General features: G+C 64.5%; 17 protein-coding genes. 13 read left to right on the top strand and 4 right to left on the bottom strand.

Features of this window, described 5'->3' with window-relative positions:
• Window positions 1-5 precede the first annotated feature (5 nt).
• Window positions 6-1,757 (bottom strand): dynamin family protein, encoded by a 1,752-nt coding sequence (locus E8L03_RS02550; protein ID WP_171266478.1) that lies wholly within the window; start codon window positions 1,755-1,757, stop codon window positions 6-8.
• Window positions 1,758-1,901: 144 nt separating this feature from the next.
• Between E8L03_RS02550 and E8L03_RS02555 the strand changes: the two genes are divergently transcribed.
• From E8L03_RS02555 to E8L03_RS02570, 4 genes are read left to right on the top strand one after another with little or no spacing between them, the layout of a single operon-like run.
• Window positions 1,902-2,510, top strand: a complete 609-nt coding sequence (locus E8L03_RS02555; RefSeq protein ID WP_144305593.1) for a nitroreductase family protein — start codon at window positions 1,902-1,904, stop codon at window positions 2,508-2,510.
• 33 nt (window positions 2,511-2,543) lie between these two features.
• Entirely contained in the window at window positions 2,544-2,975 is a 432-nt protein-coding gene (gene rsfS, locus E8L03_RS02560) for a ribosome silencing factor (RefSeq protein WP_235896600.1), read from the top strand.
• Window positions 2,975-4,543, top strand: coding sequence for a 2,3-bisphosphoglycerate-independent phosphoglycerate mutase (gene gpmI / locus E8L03_RS02565; protein ID WP_171266479.1), 1,569 nt, complete (start codon window positions 2,975-2,977; stop codon window positions 4,541-4,543). The genes rsfS and gpmI overlap by 1 nt, the downstream gene beginning before the upstream one ends.
• Window positions 4,540-4,782, top strand: a complete 243-nt coding sequence (locus E8L03_RS02570; protein ID WP_144305595.1) for a hypothetical protein — start codon at window positions 4,540-4,542, stop codon at window positions 4,780-4,782. The genes gpmI and E8L03_RS02570 overlap by 4 nt, the downstream gene beginning before the upstream one ends.
• A gap of 159 nt (window positions 4,783-4,941) precedes the next feature.
• Here E8L03_RS02570 and E8L03_RS02575 read toward each other — a convergent pair whose 3' ends face one another.
• Together E8L03_RS02575 and E8L03_RS02580 are read right to left on the bottom strand one after the other, a co-directional pair.
• Complete coding sequence (locus E8L03_RS02575; RefSeq protein WP_171266480.1) at window positions 4,942-5,685, bottom strand: DUF429 domain-containing protein; 744 nt, start codon at window positions 5,683-5,685, stop codon at window positions 4,942-4,944.
• Between the two features lie 7 nt (window positions 5,686-5,692).
• Window positions 5,693-6,214: a SixA phosphatase family protein gene (locus E8L03_RS02580; RefSeq protein ID WP_167512473.1), complete on the bottom strand. Its 522-nt coding sequence runs from the start codon at window positions 6,212-6,214 to the stop codon at window positions 5,693-5,695.
• A 239-nt stretch (window positions 6,215-6,453) separates the two neighbouring features.
• Here E8L03_RS02580 and E8L03_RS02585 point away from each other — a divergent pair, with 239 nt between their 5' ends.
• From E8L03_RS02585 to lepB, 6 genes are all read left to right on the top strand, one after another.
• Window positions 6,454-7,677: an N-acetylmuramoyl-L-alanine amidase gene (locus E8L03_RS02585; protein WP_171266481.1), complete on the top strand. Its 1,224-nt coding sequence runs from the start codon at window positions 6,454-6,456 to the stop codon at window positions 7,675-7,677.
• Window positions 7,674-8,564, top strand: coding sequence for a tetratricopeptide repeat protein (locus tag E8L03_RS02590; protein ID WP_171266482.1), 891 nt, complete (start codon window positions 7,674-7,676; stop codon window positions 8,562-8,564). The genes E8L03_RS02585 and E8L03_RS02590 overlap by 4 nt, the downstream gene beginning before the upstream one ends.
• A 131-nt stretch (window positions 8,565-8,695) precedes the next feature.
• Entirely contained in the window at window positions 8,696-9,601 is a 906-nt protein-coding gene (locus E8L03_RS02595) for a hypothetical protein (protein ID WP_144305600.1), read from the top strand.
• A gap of 160 nt (window positions 9,602-9,761) precedes the next feature.
• On the top strand, window positions 9,762-10,940 hold the full coding sequence (locus E8L03_RS02600) for an S-layer homology domain-containing protein (RefSeq protein ID WP_144305601.1): 1,179 nt from the start codon (window positions 9,762-9,764) through the stop codon (window positions 10,938-10,940).
• 21 nt (window positions 10,941-10,961) lie between these two features.
• Window positions 10,962-12,302, top strand: a complete 1,341-nt coding sequence (locus tag E8L03_RS02605) for a hypothetical protein (protein ID WP_144305602.1) — start codon at window positions 10,962-10,964, stop codon at window positions 12,300-12,302.
• Window positions 12,303-12,421: 119 nt separating this feature from the next.
• Window positions 12,422-13,267 (top strand): signal peptidase I, encoded by an 846-nt coding sequence (gene lepB / locus E8L03_RS02610; protein ID WP_171266483.1) that lies wholly within the window; start codon window positions 12,422-12,424, stop codon window positions 13,265-13,267.
• 228 nt (window positions 13,268-13,495) lie between these two features.
• On the opposite strand, the gene E8L03_RS02615 is transcribed toward lepB, so the two are convergent.
• Window positions 13,496-13,717: a twin-arginine translocase TatA/TatE family subunit gene (locus E8L03_RS02615; RefSeq protein WP_144305604.1), complete on the bottom strand. Its 222-nt coding sequence runs from the start codon at window positions 13,715-13,717 to the stop codon at window positions 13,496-13,498.
• Between the two features lie 187 nt (window positions 13,718-13,904).
• On the opposite strand from E8L03_RS02615, the gene E8L03_RS02620 reads away from it, so the two are divergent.
• From E8L03_RS02620 to E8L03_RS02630, 3 genes are read left to right on the top strand one after another with little or no spacing between them, the layout of a single operon-like run.
• The gene (locus tag E8L03_RS02620) at window positions 13,905-14,345 is read left to right on the top strand and encodes a hypothetical protein (RefSeq protein WP_144305605.1); all 441 of its coding nucleotides are present in this window, start codon (window positions 13,905-13,907) and stop codon (window positions 14,343-14,345) included.
• 11 nt (window positions 14,346-14,356) lie between these two features.
• A complete protein-coding gene (locus tag E8L03_RS02625; RefSeq protein ID WP_171266484.1) occupies window positions 14,357-15,220 on the top strand; it encodes a hypothetical protein in 864 nt (287 codons plus the stop codon).
• A 32-nt stretch (window positions 15,221-15,252) separates the two neighbouring features.
• Window positions 15,253-15,954: an HAD family hydrolase gene (locus E8L03_RS02630; protein WP_144305607.1), complete on the top strand. Its 702-nt coding sequence runs from the start codon at window positions 15,253-15,255 to the stop codon at window positions 15,952-15,954.
• The last annotated feature ends 76 nt before the right edge of the window (window positions 15,955-16,030 follow it).

A 16,030-nucleotide genomic window follows, 5' to 3' on the forward strand; every position in this document is an offset into this window, starting at 1 on the left:
ATGGATCAGGATGCGTCCGCCCGCTCCGCTCCGGTTGTCTGCTCCAGGTCGTTCAGTCGGGTGAGCTCGCCGGAGAGGTTCTTGCCGATGTCCTCGTGGCGGTCGTTCAGCTCTGCGAGGCGTTCCTCCTGCCCGGCCACGTGGGCAAAGAGCGGCTCGAAGGCACGTTCGAGGTCCTGGTAGACCGTCTCCACTTCGGCGGTCAGGCGTTCGCGCAGCTCCTCCTCCAGACGCCCCCGGCCTTTTTCAAAGGACTCCCGGAAGGCGCGGATCGCGCCGCGGCGTTTGAAGGCGATGGCGTTGAGGGCGATGATCGCGCCGGCCGTGGTCACCAGTCCGCCGGTCACGTCGAAGACCACGGCGTGGGCCGAGCCGGCCACGATGGCGCCCACAGCGGTGATGAAGCCGCCCACCACAGTGCGGTCGCCCAGCTTGCGCAGCTCGTCCGGGGAGAGCGCCCTGGTGGCCGCCGGCTTTTCCCGCAGCCGGAAGACGTTGTCCGTCACCTGGCGCACCACGGCCAGCCGGCTGGCGGTCACGTCATGGGACTTCACCCCGGACGGCACGCGGTGGGCCGAGCGTTCCAGCTGGCCCAGGAGGCCGTCCACCACCGTGCCCATGCCCGAGGCCAGGTCGTTGGCCGCGCGGTTGGTGATGATCTCCATCTCCTTGCCGAAGCGTTCCTCGAAGCGGCGGTTGATGTCCTCCAGCCAGCGTTGCAGGCTGTTCTTGCGGCCGGTGATGGCCTTGAAGGAGTTGGCGATCAGGCTGCCCAGGCCGAGCCCTTCCTCGAACTCGCCAATGGACTCGGCCGCCTCGCGGTCGTACGCGGCCAGGCTCTTGTCCACGATGGCGTCCAGGTCCGCCAGGGAGCCTTTCTCGCCCAGGGCCAGATACTCCAGCACCAGGGCCTGCTCCTTGCGGTCCTGCTCCAGCGCCTCGCGCTGGCGGGCAAGCTCCGCCCCCAGCAGCTCGTGCGCGTGGTTGGCCGTGTCCAGCAGGGAACGCATCTTCAACAGATAGTGGCGGCCGCCGGTGACGGTCTCGCGGATGGTCCGCCAGATCGCATCCATGCCGCCGGCCTCGGGGTTGTCGCGCGATTCCTGCGCCGACACGGCAAAGATGCGCGGCGAGTCCACCCCGCGCTCGGCAGCCAGCTCCTGCACGCGCCTGGTGTTGATCTCCAGCTCGCGCTCCGTGGCGCGGTCCGACTGCTGGAGCACGAACACGATCTTCTTGTGCCAGTCGCGGTGCACGAAGTTGAAGAACTCCCACGCCGTCTTGGTGTAGGGGTTGATGGCCGGAAAGACGAAGATCACCAGGTCGGCGCGGGGGATGAATCCTTCCGTGACCTCCTGGTGATGGGCGAGCAGGGTGTTGGTGCCGGGCGTGTCCACAATGGCGATGTCGCGCAGGATGGCAGCCGGCCGGCCGATCTCGCGCAGGGCCTGGGAGATGCTCCGCTCGTATGGCTCGTCACTGTAGACGATCTTCTGGATGGCGTCGGTGCATGGGTCCGGCGCCACGGCGCAGACATCGTCCTGCAACAGGGCGTTGATAAAGCTGGATTTGCCCGCCTTGACCTCGCCCACCACGACGAAGAGGAATGGTTCGTTGATGGAGGTGACCAGGTCGCGCGCCGCTTCCTTGGCGTTGACCTCGCCGACCTCGGCGGCCAGCTCGTGGAGCGTGGAAAAGAGGATGAGCGCCGATTCCTTGAACCGGCCGTAGCGTTCCTCCATGATTTTCGGCTGCATGCAATGGCTCCCCAGAAAGTATGAATGCGACGTCATAGCACGAGGCGCGGGCAAAGAGCAAAAACGAATAGCAGTCCGTCTCCCGAAGACGGGCCGTCACGGCCAAGCGTTGCCAGTATTCCATGAATCTCGTAAAAGGTGTGGATGAGCAACTTCACAGATTTGCACAGCTTGGTGGCGCACGCCCGCACGGTGCGCCGGTTCCGCGAGTCCGCCCCGGTCTCCATGCAGATTCTGGAGGACCTCGTGTCCATCGCCCGGCTCACGCCCTCTGCCGGTAACTTCCAGCCGCTCAAGTACGTGCTGTCCAACGATCCGCTGACCAATGCGCGGATCTTCGACTGCCTGGGCTGGGCCGCCTATCTGAAGGATTGGCCCGGACCGGCCGAAGGCGAGCGCCCGGCCGCGTACGTCGTTGTTCTGGGCGATGCGGAGATTGCCAAAAAGGTGGAGTGGGACCACGGCATCGCCGCCCTGGCCCTGCAGCTGGGCGCGGCCGAGCAGGGGCTCGGCGCATGTATCCTGGCGTCGGTGCAGCGCAAAAAGCTCGCCACGGTCCTGGCCCTGCCGGAACATCTCTCCATCCTTCTGGTCGTCGCCCTGGGTGAGCCGGCCGAGGACGTCGTTGTCGAGGGCCTTGCCGCGGATCGCTCCATCAAGTACTACCGCGACGGCGAGGGCGTGCACCACGTGCCGAAACGTCCCCTCGACGAGCTCGTATACGCGCGCTACCAACCCACTGAACACCGCTAGACCGCACCTATAAAGGATGCAATCGATACAATTATGGCTTTGATTCTACCCGACAAAAAGTTTTCCCAGATTCCCACGGCAGAGAAGGTCCGCCTGGTGGCGGCCAAGCTGCACGAGAAACAGGGTCGCGAGATCGTGGCGCTGGATCTCTCCCGCCAGCCCACACCCACCGAAGCCGCCGTGCTGGTGACCGGCACCTCCGCACGCCACGCCAAGGCCCTGGCCGACGCCGTGCTGGACATGTGCCGCGAGCAGAATATCGAGTACCTCGGCATGGAAGGGTACAAGGGTGGGTTGTGGATCCTCATGGATCTCAACGACATCCTTGTCCATATCTTCCAGGGTGAGGGACGCTCCCTCTTCAACCTCGAAGGTTTGTGGGCCGGCGCCGGACGCCTGGATACGGGCGTTGCCGCCGAGGAGGTGCCCGCATCGGATGACGACTTCGAGGACGAGGAGGAGTGATGCCCGCCGACGGTCCCCGCCCAACTCTGCTCCTCATACTCGACGGCTGGGGCGAGGCCCCGGACACCCAAGGCAATGCCTGCACCCGCGCCGACACACCGGCGCTGGATCGCCTGCTGGCCCAGTGGCCCTCCACCTCGCTCACGTGCTCCGGCCGCGCTGTGGGCCTGCCGGACGGCTTCATGGGCAACTCCGAGGTCGGCCACATGAACATCGGCGCCGGCCGCGTGATCATGCAGGACATGCTCCGCATCGACGTGGCCATCGAGGAAAACACCCTGGCAGAGCGCCAGGCCCTGGCCGATATCATCGCCAAAACAAAAGAATCCGGCGGCACGCTCCACCTCATGGGCCTGCTCTCCGACGGCGGCGTGCACAGCCACCTCCGCCATCTGGAAGCCCTGCTGGAGCTCTGCGCCGACGCGCACGTGGACGTGGTGGTGCACACCTGGATGGACGGCCGCGACACGCCGCCCAGGTCCGGCGCCGGCTATATGGAGCAGCTCCAGGGAATTTTCGAACGCCTGGGCGTTGGCCGCGTGGGCGTTATCTCCGGCCGCTACTACGCCATGGACCGCGACAAACGCTGGGACCGCGTGGCCCTGGCCTACAAGGCGCTGACGCAAGGGCAGGGCGAAGCTGTTCAGAATCCTGTACAAGCGGTCAAAGACGCCTACGCCGCCGGCGAGACCGACGAGTTCATCAAGCCGCGCATCATGGTGGACGCTGACGGCACTCCGCAAGGCATCGTCAAGGACGGCGACGGTGTGTTCTTCTTCAACTTCCGCGCCGACCGCGCCCGCGAGCTCTCCCTGGCCTTCAACGATCCGGACTTCACAGGTTTCGAGCGCGGCGTCGTCCCGAGCCTCGTCGGCTACGCCACCATGACCGAGTACTCGGCCGAGCTTGCCGGCCTGGGCGTACCGGCCGCCTTTCCGCCGGAGTCCTACAACGAAGTCATGGGCGAGATCGTTTCCGGCATGGGCCTCAAGCAGCTGCGCATCGCCGAGACCGAGAAATACGCCCACGTCACCTACTTTTTCAACTGCGGCCGCGAAGAGCCCTTCGCGGGCGAGGACCGCATCCTGGTGCCGTCGCCGCGCGACGTGGACACCTACGACCAGAAGCCCGAGATGAGCTGCGCCGAGGTTACCACCAAGTGCGTGGATGCCTGGAACAGCGGGCAGTACAGCCTCGTGGTCTGCAACCTGGCCAACCTCGATATGGTGGGCCACACCGGCATTATCCCGGCGGCCATCCAGGCGTGCGAGGCCGTAGACGGCTGCGTGGACACGCTCCTCAAGGCCGTCATCGACTCCGGCGGCCAGGCCATCGTCACCGCCGACCACGGCAATGCCGAGGAAATGCTCGACATCCACGGCGAGGTGCAGACCGCGCACTCCACCAACACCGTGCCGTGCGTGCTCGTGTCGCCCGGCCTCGACGGCGTGACGCTGCGCGAGGGCAAGCTGGGCGACATCGCGCCGACCATCCTCGACCTCTGGGGCGCGGACAAGCCCCAACCAATGACAGGAGAAACCCTCCTCGTGAAGGGTACAACCATATGAAAAAGAACGATAAGCCGCTGACGCCGGTCAAACCGAGCTCCATGGAGCTCGTCTTCTTCTACCCCTGCCCGTTCTGCCAACGCCAGGTGCCGCTCATCGGCCCCACGCAACCCACCATGGCCCAGTGCGACGCCTGCAAAGGCCACTTTCCCATCGTGCCCGTGGACGACAAGTCCATCCAGTTTGTCAAGATCATGCTCGCCAACGGCCGCGCCGGCGTTGATCCTGATTTTCTTTGATGTTTATAATTCCTTCAGCGTAGAGAAGCCCTGTCGAAAACCGGCAGGGCTTTGTCATTATGGTATGGGGGACGCTGTCCCCCGCGCCCCCTGCCGGGGACCAGTAGTCCCCGGCCCCCGATTCTGGGTCCAGGGAGCAATGCTCCCTTCAGAGTAATGTCATATGCTGTTTGGCCTGATCCAAATCCAGCCCTCCTTCTTCGCCGCCTCCATCAGTTCCTCAGGCGGCGCCAATGTCAGGCCACGCTGAAAATCCATGCCGGCCACGAGGCAGAGCGTCGAGTCCAGGGCGTGCTCGGTAGTCAGGGCTGTGTCGCGTAAGGTGTCGGGGATGTGAAGCTCGTCGGCCAGGCCGTCCAGCACCTGCTCGCGTTTGGCGCGGTCCTTCTTGTAACCGGGTTGGAGCAGGCCGCGACAGGTAAGCACGGCGGCCGGGTAAGTCTCCAGGGCGGCGCAGCCATCATGCTCGCCGAGCGGCTCCCAACCCAGGGGGATGGGCTGATTGGTGGCTTCGCGCAGGGACTCCAGCAGACCCAGAGCGGCGCGCGCCGTGCGGGCGATGAAGTTCGCGCCTACCTCCAGCGGCCGTTTGCCAAGCACCTGCCGGACGAAGCGGTCCGTTTCCCGCGCAAAGAGCTGATCGGCCGGGGATGCCAGCGGTCCGCCGGCGGTATGGGCGGCGAGCTCCACCCCAAGCGCCTGCGGCCAGCCCAGCGGCGCGTCCAGGCAGAGCAGACAGGGGCCGGCGCTGGTGCGTATGGCCTGACCGACGCGGTCAACAATGGTTTCCCGGCTCTGGCCCGAAAAAACCCCGGTCACCCGCACGCCGTTTCCGGCAAGGGTTCCAAAAGAAACGCCCACATTGCGCGGGTCGGCGGCGCAGTCGATGCCGACGAGCAGCACCGGTCCGTCAGGCGCCTGCAATTGCGCGCAACTGTTTGGGCGTGATATGAAAGAGGAGCGTGCCCTGACCGTTCTCCAGGCGGGCTGCGTCGATGCAGGTCAACCCACCGTTCTGGAAGGTCACGTTCGCCTTGGCGTCCGGCGCAATGAGGAGCGCGGCGAGCCGTTCCAGATTGGGCAGGTGGCCGGCGATGAAGACCGACTCCGCGTGCGGCAATCCGGCGAGGAACTCCAGGGTCACATAGCTGTTGGCCGTGGCCTTCACCGCCTCGCTGACCATAATCTCGTTTTCCGCAATACCCATGGCGGCGGCCACACGCACGGCCGTCTGCCGGGAGCGCAGCTTGGGGCTGGCGATGATCAGCTCGGGCTTGCAGCCCAGGGCTCGCATGGCTCTGGCCGAGGACTCGACCTGCTCGGCGCCCACCGGGCTGAGCGGCTGTTCCGGGTTGACCTCCTTGGGAAACGCCGTGCCGTGCTGCATGAGGTAGATGAGCATTGCTTCCTCCTTGGGAGCATTGGTGAGCATCGGGCTTAAAGATCCGAAGTATACGCGAGACGGATCATTTGTGCACCTAGCACTGCTCGGGGGAGGGCGGCAAGACGGGCGCACTGGCAAGGGGCGGCACGCAACTGTCATGCGGAGCAAAGGGGCTGACGCCGCGCGCCGACAGCGCATACCGCTGGGACGGATTTTGCAAGGATCCGGGTAGCAATCGTCGCGTCCGGCACTCCATGCCGGTACGCGCAAGGGAGCTGCACCGAACGATGACGCCTATCTCCAGGAGATCATTCCTTATCGCCGGGATGTTCGGCCTTGCCGGCGTGCTCGCGCCAGGGCCGGGAGTCCTGTCGAGTCTTGCCGCCGGAGGGCAGGACCCTGTCGCGCTCGGCATCGAGGGGCAAAATCTGCTGGCCGCCGGAGAGCCGCAGCAGGCCATGGCCGTGCTTGGCCGGGCCCTGTCCATGGTGCCGGACGATCCCTGGCTCACCAGCTTGCTTGGCCGCGCCTATCTGGCGGCCGGCGATCACGTGAAGGCCGGCGAGGCCCTGCACGCCGCGGCCTCCTGCGCGCCGGAGGACGAGTACGGCAAGCTCGTGCGCTCCTGGCTGGATGAGACGCAGCCTCGGGAAGAAACAGCAGCACAGGAAGCGGAAGGGTCCGCCATACCAGAAGAATCATCCGAGCCCAAAGCGGCCGACACGGACATGACGCCGCTGGAGCGCGAGGCGCAGAAGGAGAAGGCCGCGCTGAGCGATACGCGGACCAGCGCCATGCGCGTGGTGCTGGACCCCGGCCACGGCGGGTTCGATCCCGGCGCCGTGGGGCCGAACGGCCTGCAGGAAAAGGACGTGGTGCTGGACGTGGCGCGGCGCACAGCGCGGGCCATCGAGGCCGAAGCGCCCGGAACGCGCGTCTTCCTCACGCGCAGCGACGACTATTACCTGCCCTTGTCGGCGCGCACGGCCCTGGCCAATCGCTACGCCGCGGACATCTTCATCTCCTGCCACGCCAACGCCAGCCGTACGCGCTCGGCCCACGGCGTGGAGACGTACCACTGTGCATCCCGCGCCAGCAGCCGTGAGGCGGCGCGCGTGGCCGCCATGGAGAACGCGGCCCTGGCCCTGGACGAGGCGCAGAAGAGTGCGGACAGGAAGGCGGATTGGCGACCGGTCTGCGCCGTGGACGTGGAGAGCATTCTCGCGCGCTGGCAGAGCGCGCATCATTGGGAGGAGGGTGCCCGCGCAAGCGTGGTGATGCAGGACGTGTTGTCCAGAAATTTAGACATGCGCGACCGTGGCGTGCACGCGGCCAACTTCTTTGTGCTGCGCAATGCGCGGATGCCGGCCGTGCTGCTGGAGACCGGCTTCGTCTCCAACCCGGCCGAGGAGAGCCGGCTCTCCAGGCCGGAAACGCGCGACCAGGTGGCTGCGGCAGTGGCCCATGGCGTGGCGGCCCTGGCCAGGAACGGCAGGGAGGGCGCGGCATGATCCGGCGGCGTCCATACCTTATTTTCATAGCCCTCGCGGCGAGCTTCGTCTTGCTCGCGCCGGCTCCGGCCTTCGCTGCGGACAATGTGGCGGATCGTCTGGTGGAGGCCGCCGGACTGCACGAGGCCGGCAAGCTGGACGAAGCGGCCGGGATCTTCGCCTGCGTCCTGGATGACGCGCCGGACAGCAGCTACGCCGCCTGCCAGCTTGGGCTCATCCGCCTCAAGCAGAACCGCCGGCAGTCTGCGGCGCGGCTGTTCGAAAAAGTCCTTGAGCACGATCCATCCAACGGGTTCGCCCTGGTCTGGAGCGGCGTGCTGCACCTGGACGCCGGAGAGGATGACGCCGCGCACGACTGTTTTGTCCGTGCTCTGGAGGCCGAGCCCGGCGACGCCAATGCACACTATTTTTTGGGAGTGATGGCCGCCGCCACAGGCGATCGTGCCGAGGCGCTTTCGCATTTCCGCGCCGCGCAGGCCGCCGGCGAGCATGTGGACGATCCGGAAATCCATTTCCGCCTTGGCCGGGCCTTTATGGCCGAGGACATGGCAGCCAGCGCGCGGTTGGAGTTCGAGCGTTGCCTGGCCATCGCGCCTGGTCATCTGGACGCTCTGGACGCGCTGGGCTGGCTCTACCTCAACGAAGGCTATGTGGAAGAGGCCATCGAGACGTGGCACCGCGGGCTGGACGTGAGCCCGCGCGACGCGCAGCTGCGCGCCAACCTGGCCACGGTGTTCTGCCGCCAGGCCCTGGAGCTGCAGGAATCCGGGGAGGCTGGCCGCGCTATACTCTACTGGCGCAAGGCCCAGCGGTTCGAGCCGAACAACCGCGCCGCAGCGTTCTACCTGCGCCGGCTGAAACGGCAGCAGGCGTCGCTGGGTCGTTGAGGGGAGGACGACTGATGTACACTTTTTTAGACGCAATATCTGACGCAAACCAGGCGCCGCATAGGCGCCTCGCCGTTTCGCGCTGCCGCACGGCCGTGGCGCAGGCGGTTATCGAACCCAAGGAGTGGGACATGGTTTACTCGCATCGCATCACAATCACGGCGCTGGCCGCGTTCAGCCTGGCGCTGCTCCTGTCGCTGATCTCGCCCGGCCCGGCTGCCGCACAGGTGGACTGGAGCAAGGGCCGCATCACGGCAGTTGGCATTGGCACCTCGCCCATGAACGCCATGAGCTCCGCGCAACGCCGGGCCATGGCGCTTCGCTGCGGCGTTATCGACGCGCGCCGCAAGCTGCTGGAAACCGTGAAGGGCGTGCAGATCGACTCGGTGACGCGCGTCGAGGACTACATGGTCTCCAGCGACCACGTGGAGTCGCGCATCAACGGAATGCTCAGCCACTCGCAGATCCTCGGCTCGCGCGTCTTGAGCGACGGCTCCGTGGAGGTGACCGTGGGCATGAACCTGCACGGCGATCTGGCCAAGCTGCTCATGCCGCTGGACGAGCCCGGCAGCGTGGACATGCAGCCCGCCGCTGCTCCGGAGCCTGAAGGAGTGGTCATCGAGCCCGAGCCCTTGCCCGGACCGCAGGTAGCCTCCATTGCCCCGGCCCCGGCACCTGTGCCGGTTCAGGCGCCGGCGGAGATTACCGGCTTGATCGTGGATGCCTCCGGCCTGGGCGCCAAGCCGGCCATGAGCCCCAAGCTCTTTGATGAGGACGGCCAGGAGGTCTATGGCGCCAAGTTCGTCAGCCGGGAGTACGCCATTCAGCAGGGCATGGCCGGGTACGCCAAGGACGTGCAGTCCGCCACCAACAACCCGCGCGTGGGCGCGCATCCGCAACGCATCAAGGCCCTGCGCGTGGCCGGCAAGGCCAAGACCGATCTGGTTATTTCCAACAAGGACGCCGACATGATACGCACCATGGCGGCCGGCGACGATTTCCTGGAAAAATGCCGGGTCATGATCGTGCTGGATTAAGATGTGTTATACTTTGAAAAAAGCAGCGAGAGGGAAACCCTTTAAAAAGGTTTCTCCCTCTTGCGCTCTCCCTTCCCAAACATTTTAATTGTGCACTTGGCCTCAGAATGATTGCCTGGAAATTGAATTCTACGACACACACCCTGAATATCTGAGGTATATGATGAAGTTCGCGCGGTTGTTGATATGTCTGATACTGGCGGCGTTTGTTCTGGCCGGATGCGGCAAGCAGCCCAGAAAGCCGCAGGCCATGCTGGATACGCCGCAGCACCATGTGGAAGTGGGGCTGGCCAAGCTGGACAAGGGCGCGCCACACCAGGCCCAGGCGTCTTTTGATACGGCCCTGGAGCTCGACCCCGAGTACGGGCCGGCCCTGGCCGGCAAGGGCATCGCCCTGGCCGCCATTGGCGACTGGGACTCCGCCCGGGACTATGTGGATGATGGTCTGGGCGAGGCCGAGGGCGACGGCCAGGAGCTTTTCGCGAACGTTGCTGCGATTCGTGCTGCTACGTGGGCCGCGCGCAACGGCGAACTCTCCGGCGAGGATCTACTGGATGACTCCGAGGACGCCTGGAACGAGGGCATGGAGCTGGTGGAAGACAACCGCGAGCTGGACCCGGCCGCCCTGAACTACTACCGCGGCGAGGCGTGCTTGCAGGCGTTGAACCTGGACTGCTCCGAAGCCATGTTCTCGCGGGTCATTTCCGCCACGCCGGCCAACCCGCAGTATGCGGAGCGGGCCGAGGCGCGCTGGCGTGCCGTGCAGATGATCCGCCGCGCCGCGCTGAAGACGAGCGTGGGAGTGCGCATCGCCCTGACCGAGCAGATCACCCGCGCCGACATGGCCGCGCTGCTGGTGGAGGAGCTGGACATCGGCCGGTTTTACGAGAAGACGGCCCCGGCCGGCAGCGAGTACATGGACGCCCGCACCGCCGATCCGACCGCCACGCTGGAGATCACCGATATCGCCAACCATCCTTTGCGCGCGGATATCGAGGCCGTGACGAGCTACGGTGTGCGCGGGCTGCAGCCGTTCCACGGCGGCTTGTTCAAACCGGATGTCCCTCTTTCCAAAGCAGAAGGGGCTATGATACTGGAGGATATCATCGTGCGGGCATCGGGCGACGACTCTTTGGCGACCCGATACATCGGCCGGGAGAGCCCATTTGTGGACGTCCGCCCGGACCAGCCGTATTTTAACGCGGTGATGCTTGTGACCACCAGGGGCCTGCTCGCCACAAACGCCAGGCAGGGCCGCTTCGATCCCCTGGCCCCCCTTTCCGGGGCGGAAGCTGCGCTCGCCGTGAGCGCGCTGAAGACGGAACTCAACGCTTGGTGAGCCTGGCGCTTTGACAACACAATGAGACAAATCATCCGGGCGGTCGCCTGTCTGGTCATGGCGGCCGTTGTCGTTTCCGCATCGTTCATAGGATTCAGCCGCACCGCGTCGGCGGCTGTGGTGGAAATCGTGGTCTCCGGCGCTCCGGGCGACAACGCCACGACGCCGGCCGAGCAGGGCTCGGCAGTGGACCGCGCCTTGCGCAACGCCGTGATCGATGCGGCGCACGAGATCCTGCCGGCTCCCATCGAGGACGCGCGGCGCGTGATGCTCGACTCCATGCTGGCCGAACGCGCCCAGGGCTTCGTCATCAGCTATGCGGAGCAGGACCCGCGGACGGAAGAGAACGGGACCAAGGTCCGCGTGTTCGACGTGCAGGTGAACAAGCGCGGGCTCAAGCAGTGGCTCCGGCAGCTCGGCCTGTTCGCCACAGCGCATTTCAATCTGGGCTACTCGCGGCAGATCTCCGGCGCAACGCCGGAGCAACTCAAGGACATCGACCAGCTGGCCATGCTCATGGGCATCGATCAACGCCCCGGAGTCATGCCTTCTGTGACCATCACGCGCCAGGGCGACACGTGGCAGGGCACCCTGCAGTCGGACTCCGGCCCCCTGAGCCGCAGCGGCAACAACCTGCAGTCCGTGTGGCTGGCGCTGTGGGGCGAGTACTTTGCCGGCCGCTACGTGCAGGACCCGTTGCTGGCCGGAACGTCCGTGCTGGCTACCGGGGCGCAGAATATGACCGATGCGCGCGGCACGCTGACGGTTCGCGGCTGGAAGTCCCTGGACGAAGTGGACTCCTTTGACGTGCATCTGAAGAGCTGGCCTGCCGAGGCCATGGCCGTCTCCTTTGGCGACGTGAGCTTCGGGTCCAGCTCCATGACCGCCACCTGGAACCTGACCGCCAAGCAGCCCGCGGCGCTCAAGCAGCGCATCGACGAGTACATCGCCGGCAAGGACCTCACCTACACGCTTTCGCTGGTCACGCTGCCGCCGCCGGCCTCGGAAGAGGACGAGACGGCCATGTCCAACGCCACGGGCGGCGAGCCCATTGTGATCGAGGGCGCGTCTGAGGATGTGTCGCAGCAGCTGGACGACGCCGTGCAGAGCGAGGAGCAGACAGTCTCCGGCCAGACCATGCAGGACGAGACAGCCGAAGGGGCTGCGGAAGAGAGCAGCGGTTCCAATGGCGGCGTGGACGCCCTGGTGGACTCCCTGGCCAAGTCCATCACCGGCGGCGCAGGCGGTGAGGCTGGCAACGGCGGCGCACAGTCCGGCGCCGTGTCCGGCGACGGCTCTTCCTCCACCCAGCCCAAGTGGCGCGAGCCAGGCGGCAACGATACCGAAGAACCACTGCATTAGGCCCTTTACCTCCCGGACCAGAGCAAACCTTTCTCGCCCCTAATCAAGGCGCATTCCACATCCCAAAGTGGGAGCCCCCTGCATGGACGTCCTCATGCCTAACGCATTGGAGAGGATAGATGATGCCCATGGACAGCAACAAACCACGAAAATGGTGGCTTGCGGGGTTGCTCAGCCTGTTGGTGCCTGGAGTAGGGCAAGTATACAATGGACAGTTGGTCAAAGGCATAGTTCTTTTTGTTCTGTCTCGTGTCCTAACTCCAATTGCATTCATTCTGCTCAATAACCATTTCACATTTGTGCTGATGGCGTCAGTGCTCGCTGTTGGTGCTGCGTATCGTTTTGGAGTGGTTATTGATGCTATTGCCGTGGCGTCTCGTTACAGGTTCGGCTATGTACTGAAGAAGTATAACAGCGCAGTGCTCTATGTGGTCTTCCTGCTGGGTGGATTTTCTGTCGGCGCTCTCGGCTCTCATTTGACCCATCTCTACATTGCCCAAGCGTATACAATACCTTCTGGAAGCAATATACCGACACTGAACATCGGCGACTGCATTCTGGTTGATATGACCTCGCGGCATCCTCGGGCCGGCGACTTTATTGCTTTTAAGAATCCGAAGAATTCGGCACAAGACCTGGTGAAACGCGTCGTGGCTGTGGGCGGCGATACCGTAGAGATCCGCGACAAGGTTCTGTGGCGTAATGGCGAGCCGGTCGAGGAGTCGTATGTGATCCATACGGATAAAAGGAGGCTGGCCGGGCCGCGTGACAACTTCGGGCCTGTCACCGTGCCGGCTGATCAGTACTTCGTGTTGGGCGATAACAGGGACGAGAGCCACGACAGTCGATTCTTGGGGTTTGTCGATCAGCCGGCCGTCAGGGGCACGGTCACGTTCATCTACTGGTCGGAGGACCCGGCCAGCGACGAGGTGTGTTGGGACAGAATCGGGACGCGCGTGCGCTAACCGGTCTTGGGAAGTGAGGGGCGGATGGAAGCCCGAGCTACAGACTGAAAAGAGCGACGCCGGGACGGCACCCGAAGATTGGCCGCATGAGCTTTATCCACCGCCGAACAGCAGGGCAGGGCGGAAACTTTGGTCAGCGCACTCGAAATTCCATAAAAAAATCCCGGAACGGTTGCCTGGGCCGCTCCGGGATTAAGCTTGTCGAACAATTTCTCGAAATACGAGATGCTACTCGGAGGATGAATTATCCTTTTTCTCGGCGTCCACTTCCTTTTCCTTTTTGTCGGAAGGGGTTACGTCGATTTCCTCCGGTTCCGTGGTCGCTTTCTTGAAGTTGCGGATGGCCTTGCCCATGCCGCCGCCGATCTCCGGCAGCTTGTTGGCGCCAAAGATGACGAGCACGATGAGCAGGATGACGAGCAACTCCCAAATACCAAATCCACCGATCATATTTCATTCCTCCGCAGGGGTGTTGGCGAGGTAATACACCGCGCCTCAAGGCAGGTCAAGGCGATGCGCGCGCCTCTTGCCTCATGGGGATTCTCGGGCTACACATCACCTCTTTCGTGTCGCGCCGCATCGGGTGATCTTCGGGTGGCATCCGACCGGAAAAGGTATATCGAACGGGAACCTATCTATGAGCCCTCGATCAAAAATATCCGCATTTCCAGGACGAGGGTGCGTCTTCTGGACCAAGGGCCGCTGCATGCGCGAGGAACGGCTCAATCCAGGCCTCAACCAGGATTTCCGTTGCACCGTGCTCAAGCGGTGGGAGCATGCCTTTGACGCGCTCATCGACAGGGTGGACGTCTTCGGCCTGGACGACGAGCAGGCCAGCCACATCTGGGAGCGCCGGCTGGAGATGATGATCCGCCGCGGCGCGCAGTGCCATGACTTCGAGATACTCCCGGTCGAGGACATGGACGCCGAAGAAGCGCCGGCCATCGCCTGCGCCCACGTGCTCGGCGACCTGTGCCTGCTGACACTGCCGCGTTGCGAGGGCGTTTGCGAGTACTATATTTCCCGCAGAGACACCGTGGACCGCGTCGGCGTGGCCGGCGGCAAAGACCCGGAATAGGAGTGCAAGTCATGAGTTCCAAGCCACAAGACGACGCGACACCGACCTTTATCGCCGTTCCGTACATGCATCCGGCCGCGGCTCCTGCCGCCCTTGCCGAGCTGCCCGTGCCGGTGCGCTTTTTCGATCCCGGCCTTGCTCCCATGGAGCAGACCAAGGCATACTACCGGCCGGAGTCCCTGCCGTTGGATACCCGCGCCGCCCGTGGCGCGCTCCGCTCCATGCAGGAGTTTGGGGAGCGCTTCGGCAAGCCGGGCCTGCTGACGGCCTATGCCGCCCATGCCGGGGACGCGTACCACGCCGACCCGTCCCAGGGCGTCTCGGAGATGGCACAGCTCGCCGAGTTCGTGCGCGGGCAGGGCGTCATTCCCGATCCGGCGGCCGCGCCCGACGATGCGGAGGCCGCGGAGCGCGCCGCGGCGCAGGGCTGCCAGCTCACGCTGCTGCTGGCCTGGGCCGCGGAGGAGCGGTTTCTGGAGATCTCCGAGGCCACGAGCAACGTGAACCTGCTGCAGCAACGACTGGACGCCGCGCTGGACAAGACCGGCGAGGACGACGACGAGGAGGAGGCCTTCGAGTCGCTGGCCATGGCCGGCATGGCCCCTGGGCTGGACGTGGAGACGCTGGACTGGAGGCTGGCCGTGGAGAAGATGGCCTACTTCCTGCCCACGACCACGGCGTTTTTCTCGTGGGATGCGCATGTGGCCGGGGAGCTGGCCGAGCGTGGCCTGGAGCCGAAGCCCATCGAGAATGGTGCGGTCAAGGGGCTGGTGGAGTACGCCGCGCCGTGCTGGAAACTGACCGGACGGTCCCGGCTGCCCGAAGACGCACCCTGGCTGGCCGAGGAGCGCCGCCTGGTGCTGTGGACCGCTTAGATTGACAAAGAAGAAGCGTACTTGGAGTATTCATGCATCTGACATTGCGCAACCGGCCCGGGCACGGCAACACGTTCCATCCGCCCGGGGCGCTCAAAGGACTCATCTTCGACTGCGACGGCGTGCTTCTGGACACGCTGGAGTCCAACCGCATCTACTATAATGCAATCCTGGAGAAGCTGGGCCTGGGCTCCATGGCGCCGGAGCAACTTGCCTACGTGCACAGCCATACGGCCAAGGAGTCTCTGGAGCACATCGTGCCTGAGGATATGCGCCATCGCATTCCCGAGGCGCTGAAGCAGGTGGTCTACGCGCGCGACATCCTGCCGTATCAGAAACCCATGCCCCTCCTGCGCGAGGCCATGGACTTCTGCAAGGCCGCAGGACTGAAGATGGCCGTGGCCACCAATCGTTTCAACACCATGGACCGCGTCGTGCAGATGTTCAATCTGGAGCAGTACTTCTCACATGTGATGACCGCACGGAATACCCGCGCCAAGCCCAACCCTGACCCGATCACGCACATCCTGCACCAGTGGAACGTGAAACCGCAGGAGGTCGCCTTTGTGGGCGACACGGACGTGGACCAGTTGACGGCGCGGCGAGCCGGTGTATTATTCTGGGCCTTTGGTGACGAGTCATTGCTTGCGGATGCGCACATACGCGATTATCGTCATTTCATGGACCAGCTTTCCCGAGTCCTGCCTGCGTGCGGATGCCGCTACGGGAAATGATTGTGTGTTTTTTTTCTTGATTTGAATTGGCAACCGATGAAAGAATGACTCCCAGGATTATAGTCGGGAGTCGCCC

The sequence above is a fragment of the Oceanidesulfovibrio marinus genome, from assembly GCF_013085545.1.
In the GTDB taxonomy this organism is placed as follows: Bacteria; Desulfobacterota; Desulfovibrionia; order Desulfovibrionales; family Desulfovibrionaceae; genus Oceanidesulfovibrio; species Oceanidesulfovibrio marinus.

Coding starts and splice junctions, on each gene's coding strand:
- gpmI (WP_171266479.1), top strand. CDS start 2,975: ATGCCCGCCGACGGTCCCCGCCCAACTCTGCTCCTCATACTCGACGGC.
- E8L03_RS02585 (WP_171266481.1), top strand. CDS start 6,454: ATGACGCCTATCTCCAGGAGATCATTCCTTATCGCCGGGATGTTCGGC.
- E8L03_RS02620 (WP_144305605.1), top strand. CDS start 13,905: ATGAGCCCTCGATCAAAAATATCCGCATTTCCAGGACGAGGGTGCGTC.
- E8L03_RS02630 (WP_144305607.1), top strand. CDS start 15,253: ATGCATCTGACATTGCGCAACCGGCCCGGGCACGGCAACACGTTCCAT.
- E8L03_RS02615 (WP_144305604.1), bottom strand. CDS start 13,717: ATGATCGGTGGATTTGGTATTTGGGAGTTGCTCGTCATCCTGCTCATC.
- E8L03_RS02600 (WP_144305601.1), top strand. CDS start 9,762: ATGATGAAGTTCGCGCGGTTGTTGATATGTCTGATACTGGCGGCGTTT.
- E8L03_RS02550 (WP_171266478.1), bottom strand. CDS start 1,757: ATGCAGCCGAAAATCATGGAGGAACGCTACGGCCGGTTCAAGGAATCG.
- E8L03_RS02605 (WP_144305602.1), top strand. CDS start 10,962: ATGAGACAAATCATCCGGGCGGTCGCCTGTCTGGTCATGGCGGCCGTT.
- rsfS (WP_235896600.1), top strand. CDS start 2,544: ATGGCTTTGATTCTACCCGACAAAAAGTTTTCCCAGATTCCCACGGCA.
- E8L03_RS02555 (WP_144305593.1), top strand. CDS start 1,902: ATGAGCAACTTCACAGATTTGCACAGCTTGGTGGCGCACGCCCGCACG.
- E8L03_RS02570 (WP_144305595.1), top strand. CDS start 4,540: ATGAAAAAGAACGATAAGCCGCTGACGCCGGTCAAACCGAGCTCCATG.
- E8L03_RS02625 (WP_171266484.1), top strand. CDS start 14,357: ATGAGTTCCAAGCCACAAGACGACGCGACACCGACCTTTATCGCCGTT.
- E8L03_RS02595 (WP_144305600.1), top strand. CDS start 8,696: ATGGTTTACTCGCATCGCATCACAATCACGGCGCTGGCCGCGTTCAGC.
- E8L03_RS02590 (WP_171266482.1), top strand. CDS start 7,674: ATGATCCGGCGGCGTCCATACCTTATTTTCATAGCCCTCGCGGCGAGC.
- lepB (WP_171266483.1), top strand. CDS start 12,422: ATGATGCCCATGGACAGCAACAAACCACGAAAATGGTGGCTTGCGGGG.
- E8L03_RS02580 (WP_167512473.1), bottom strand. CDS start 6,214: ATGCTCACCAATGCTCCCAAGGAGGAAGCAATGCTCATCTACCTCATG.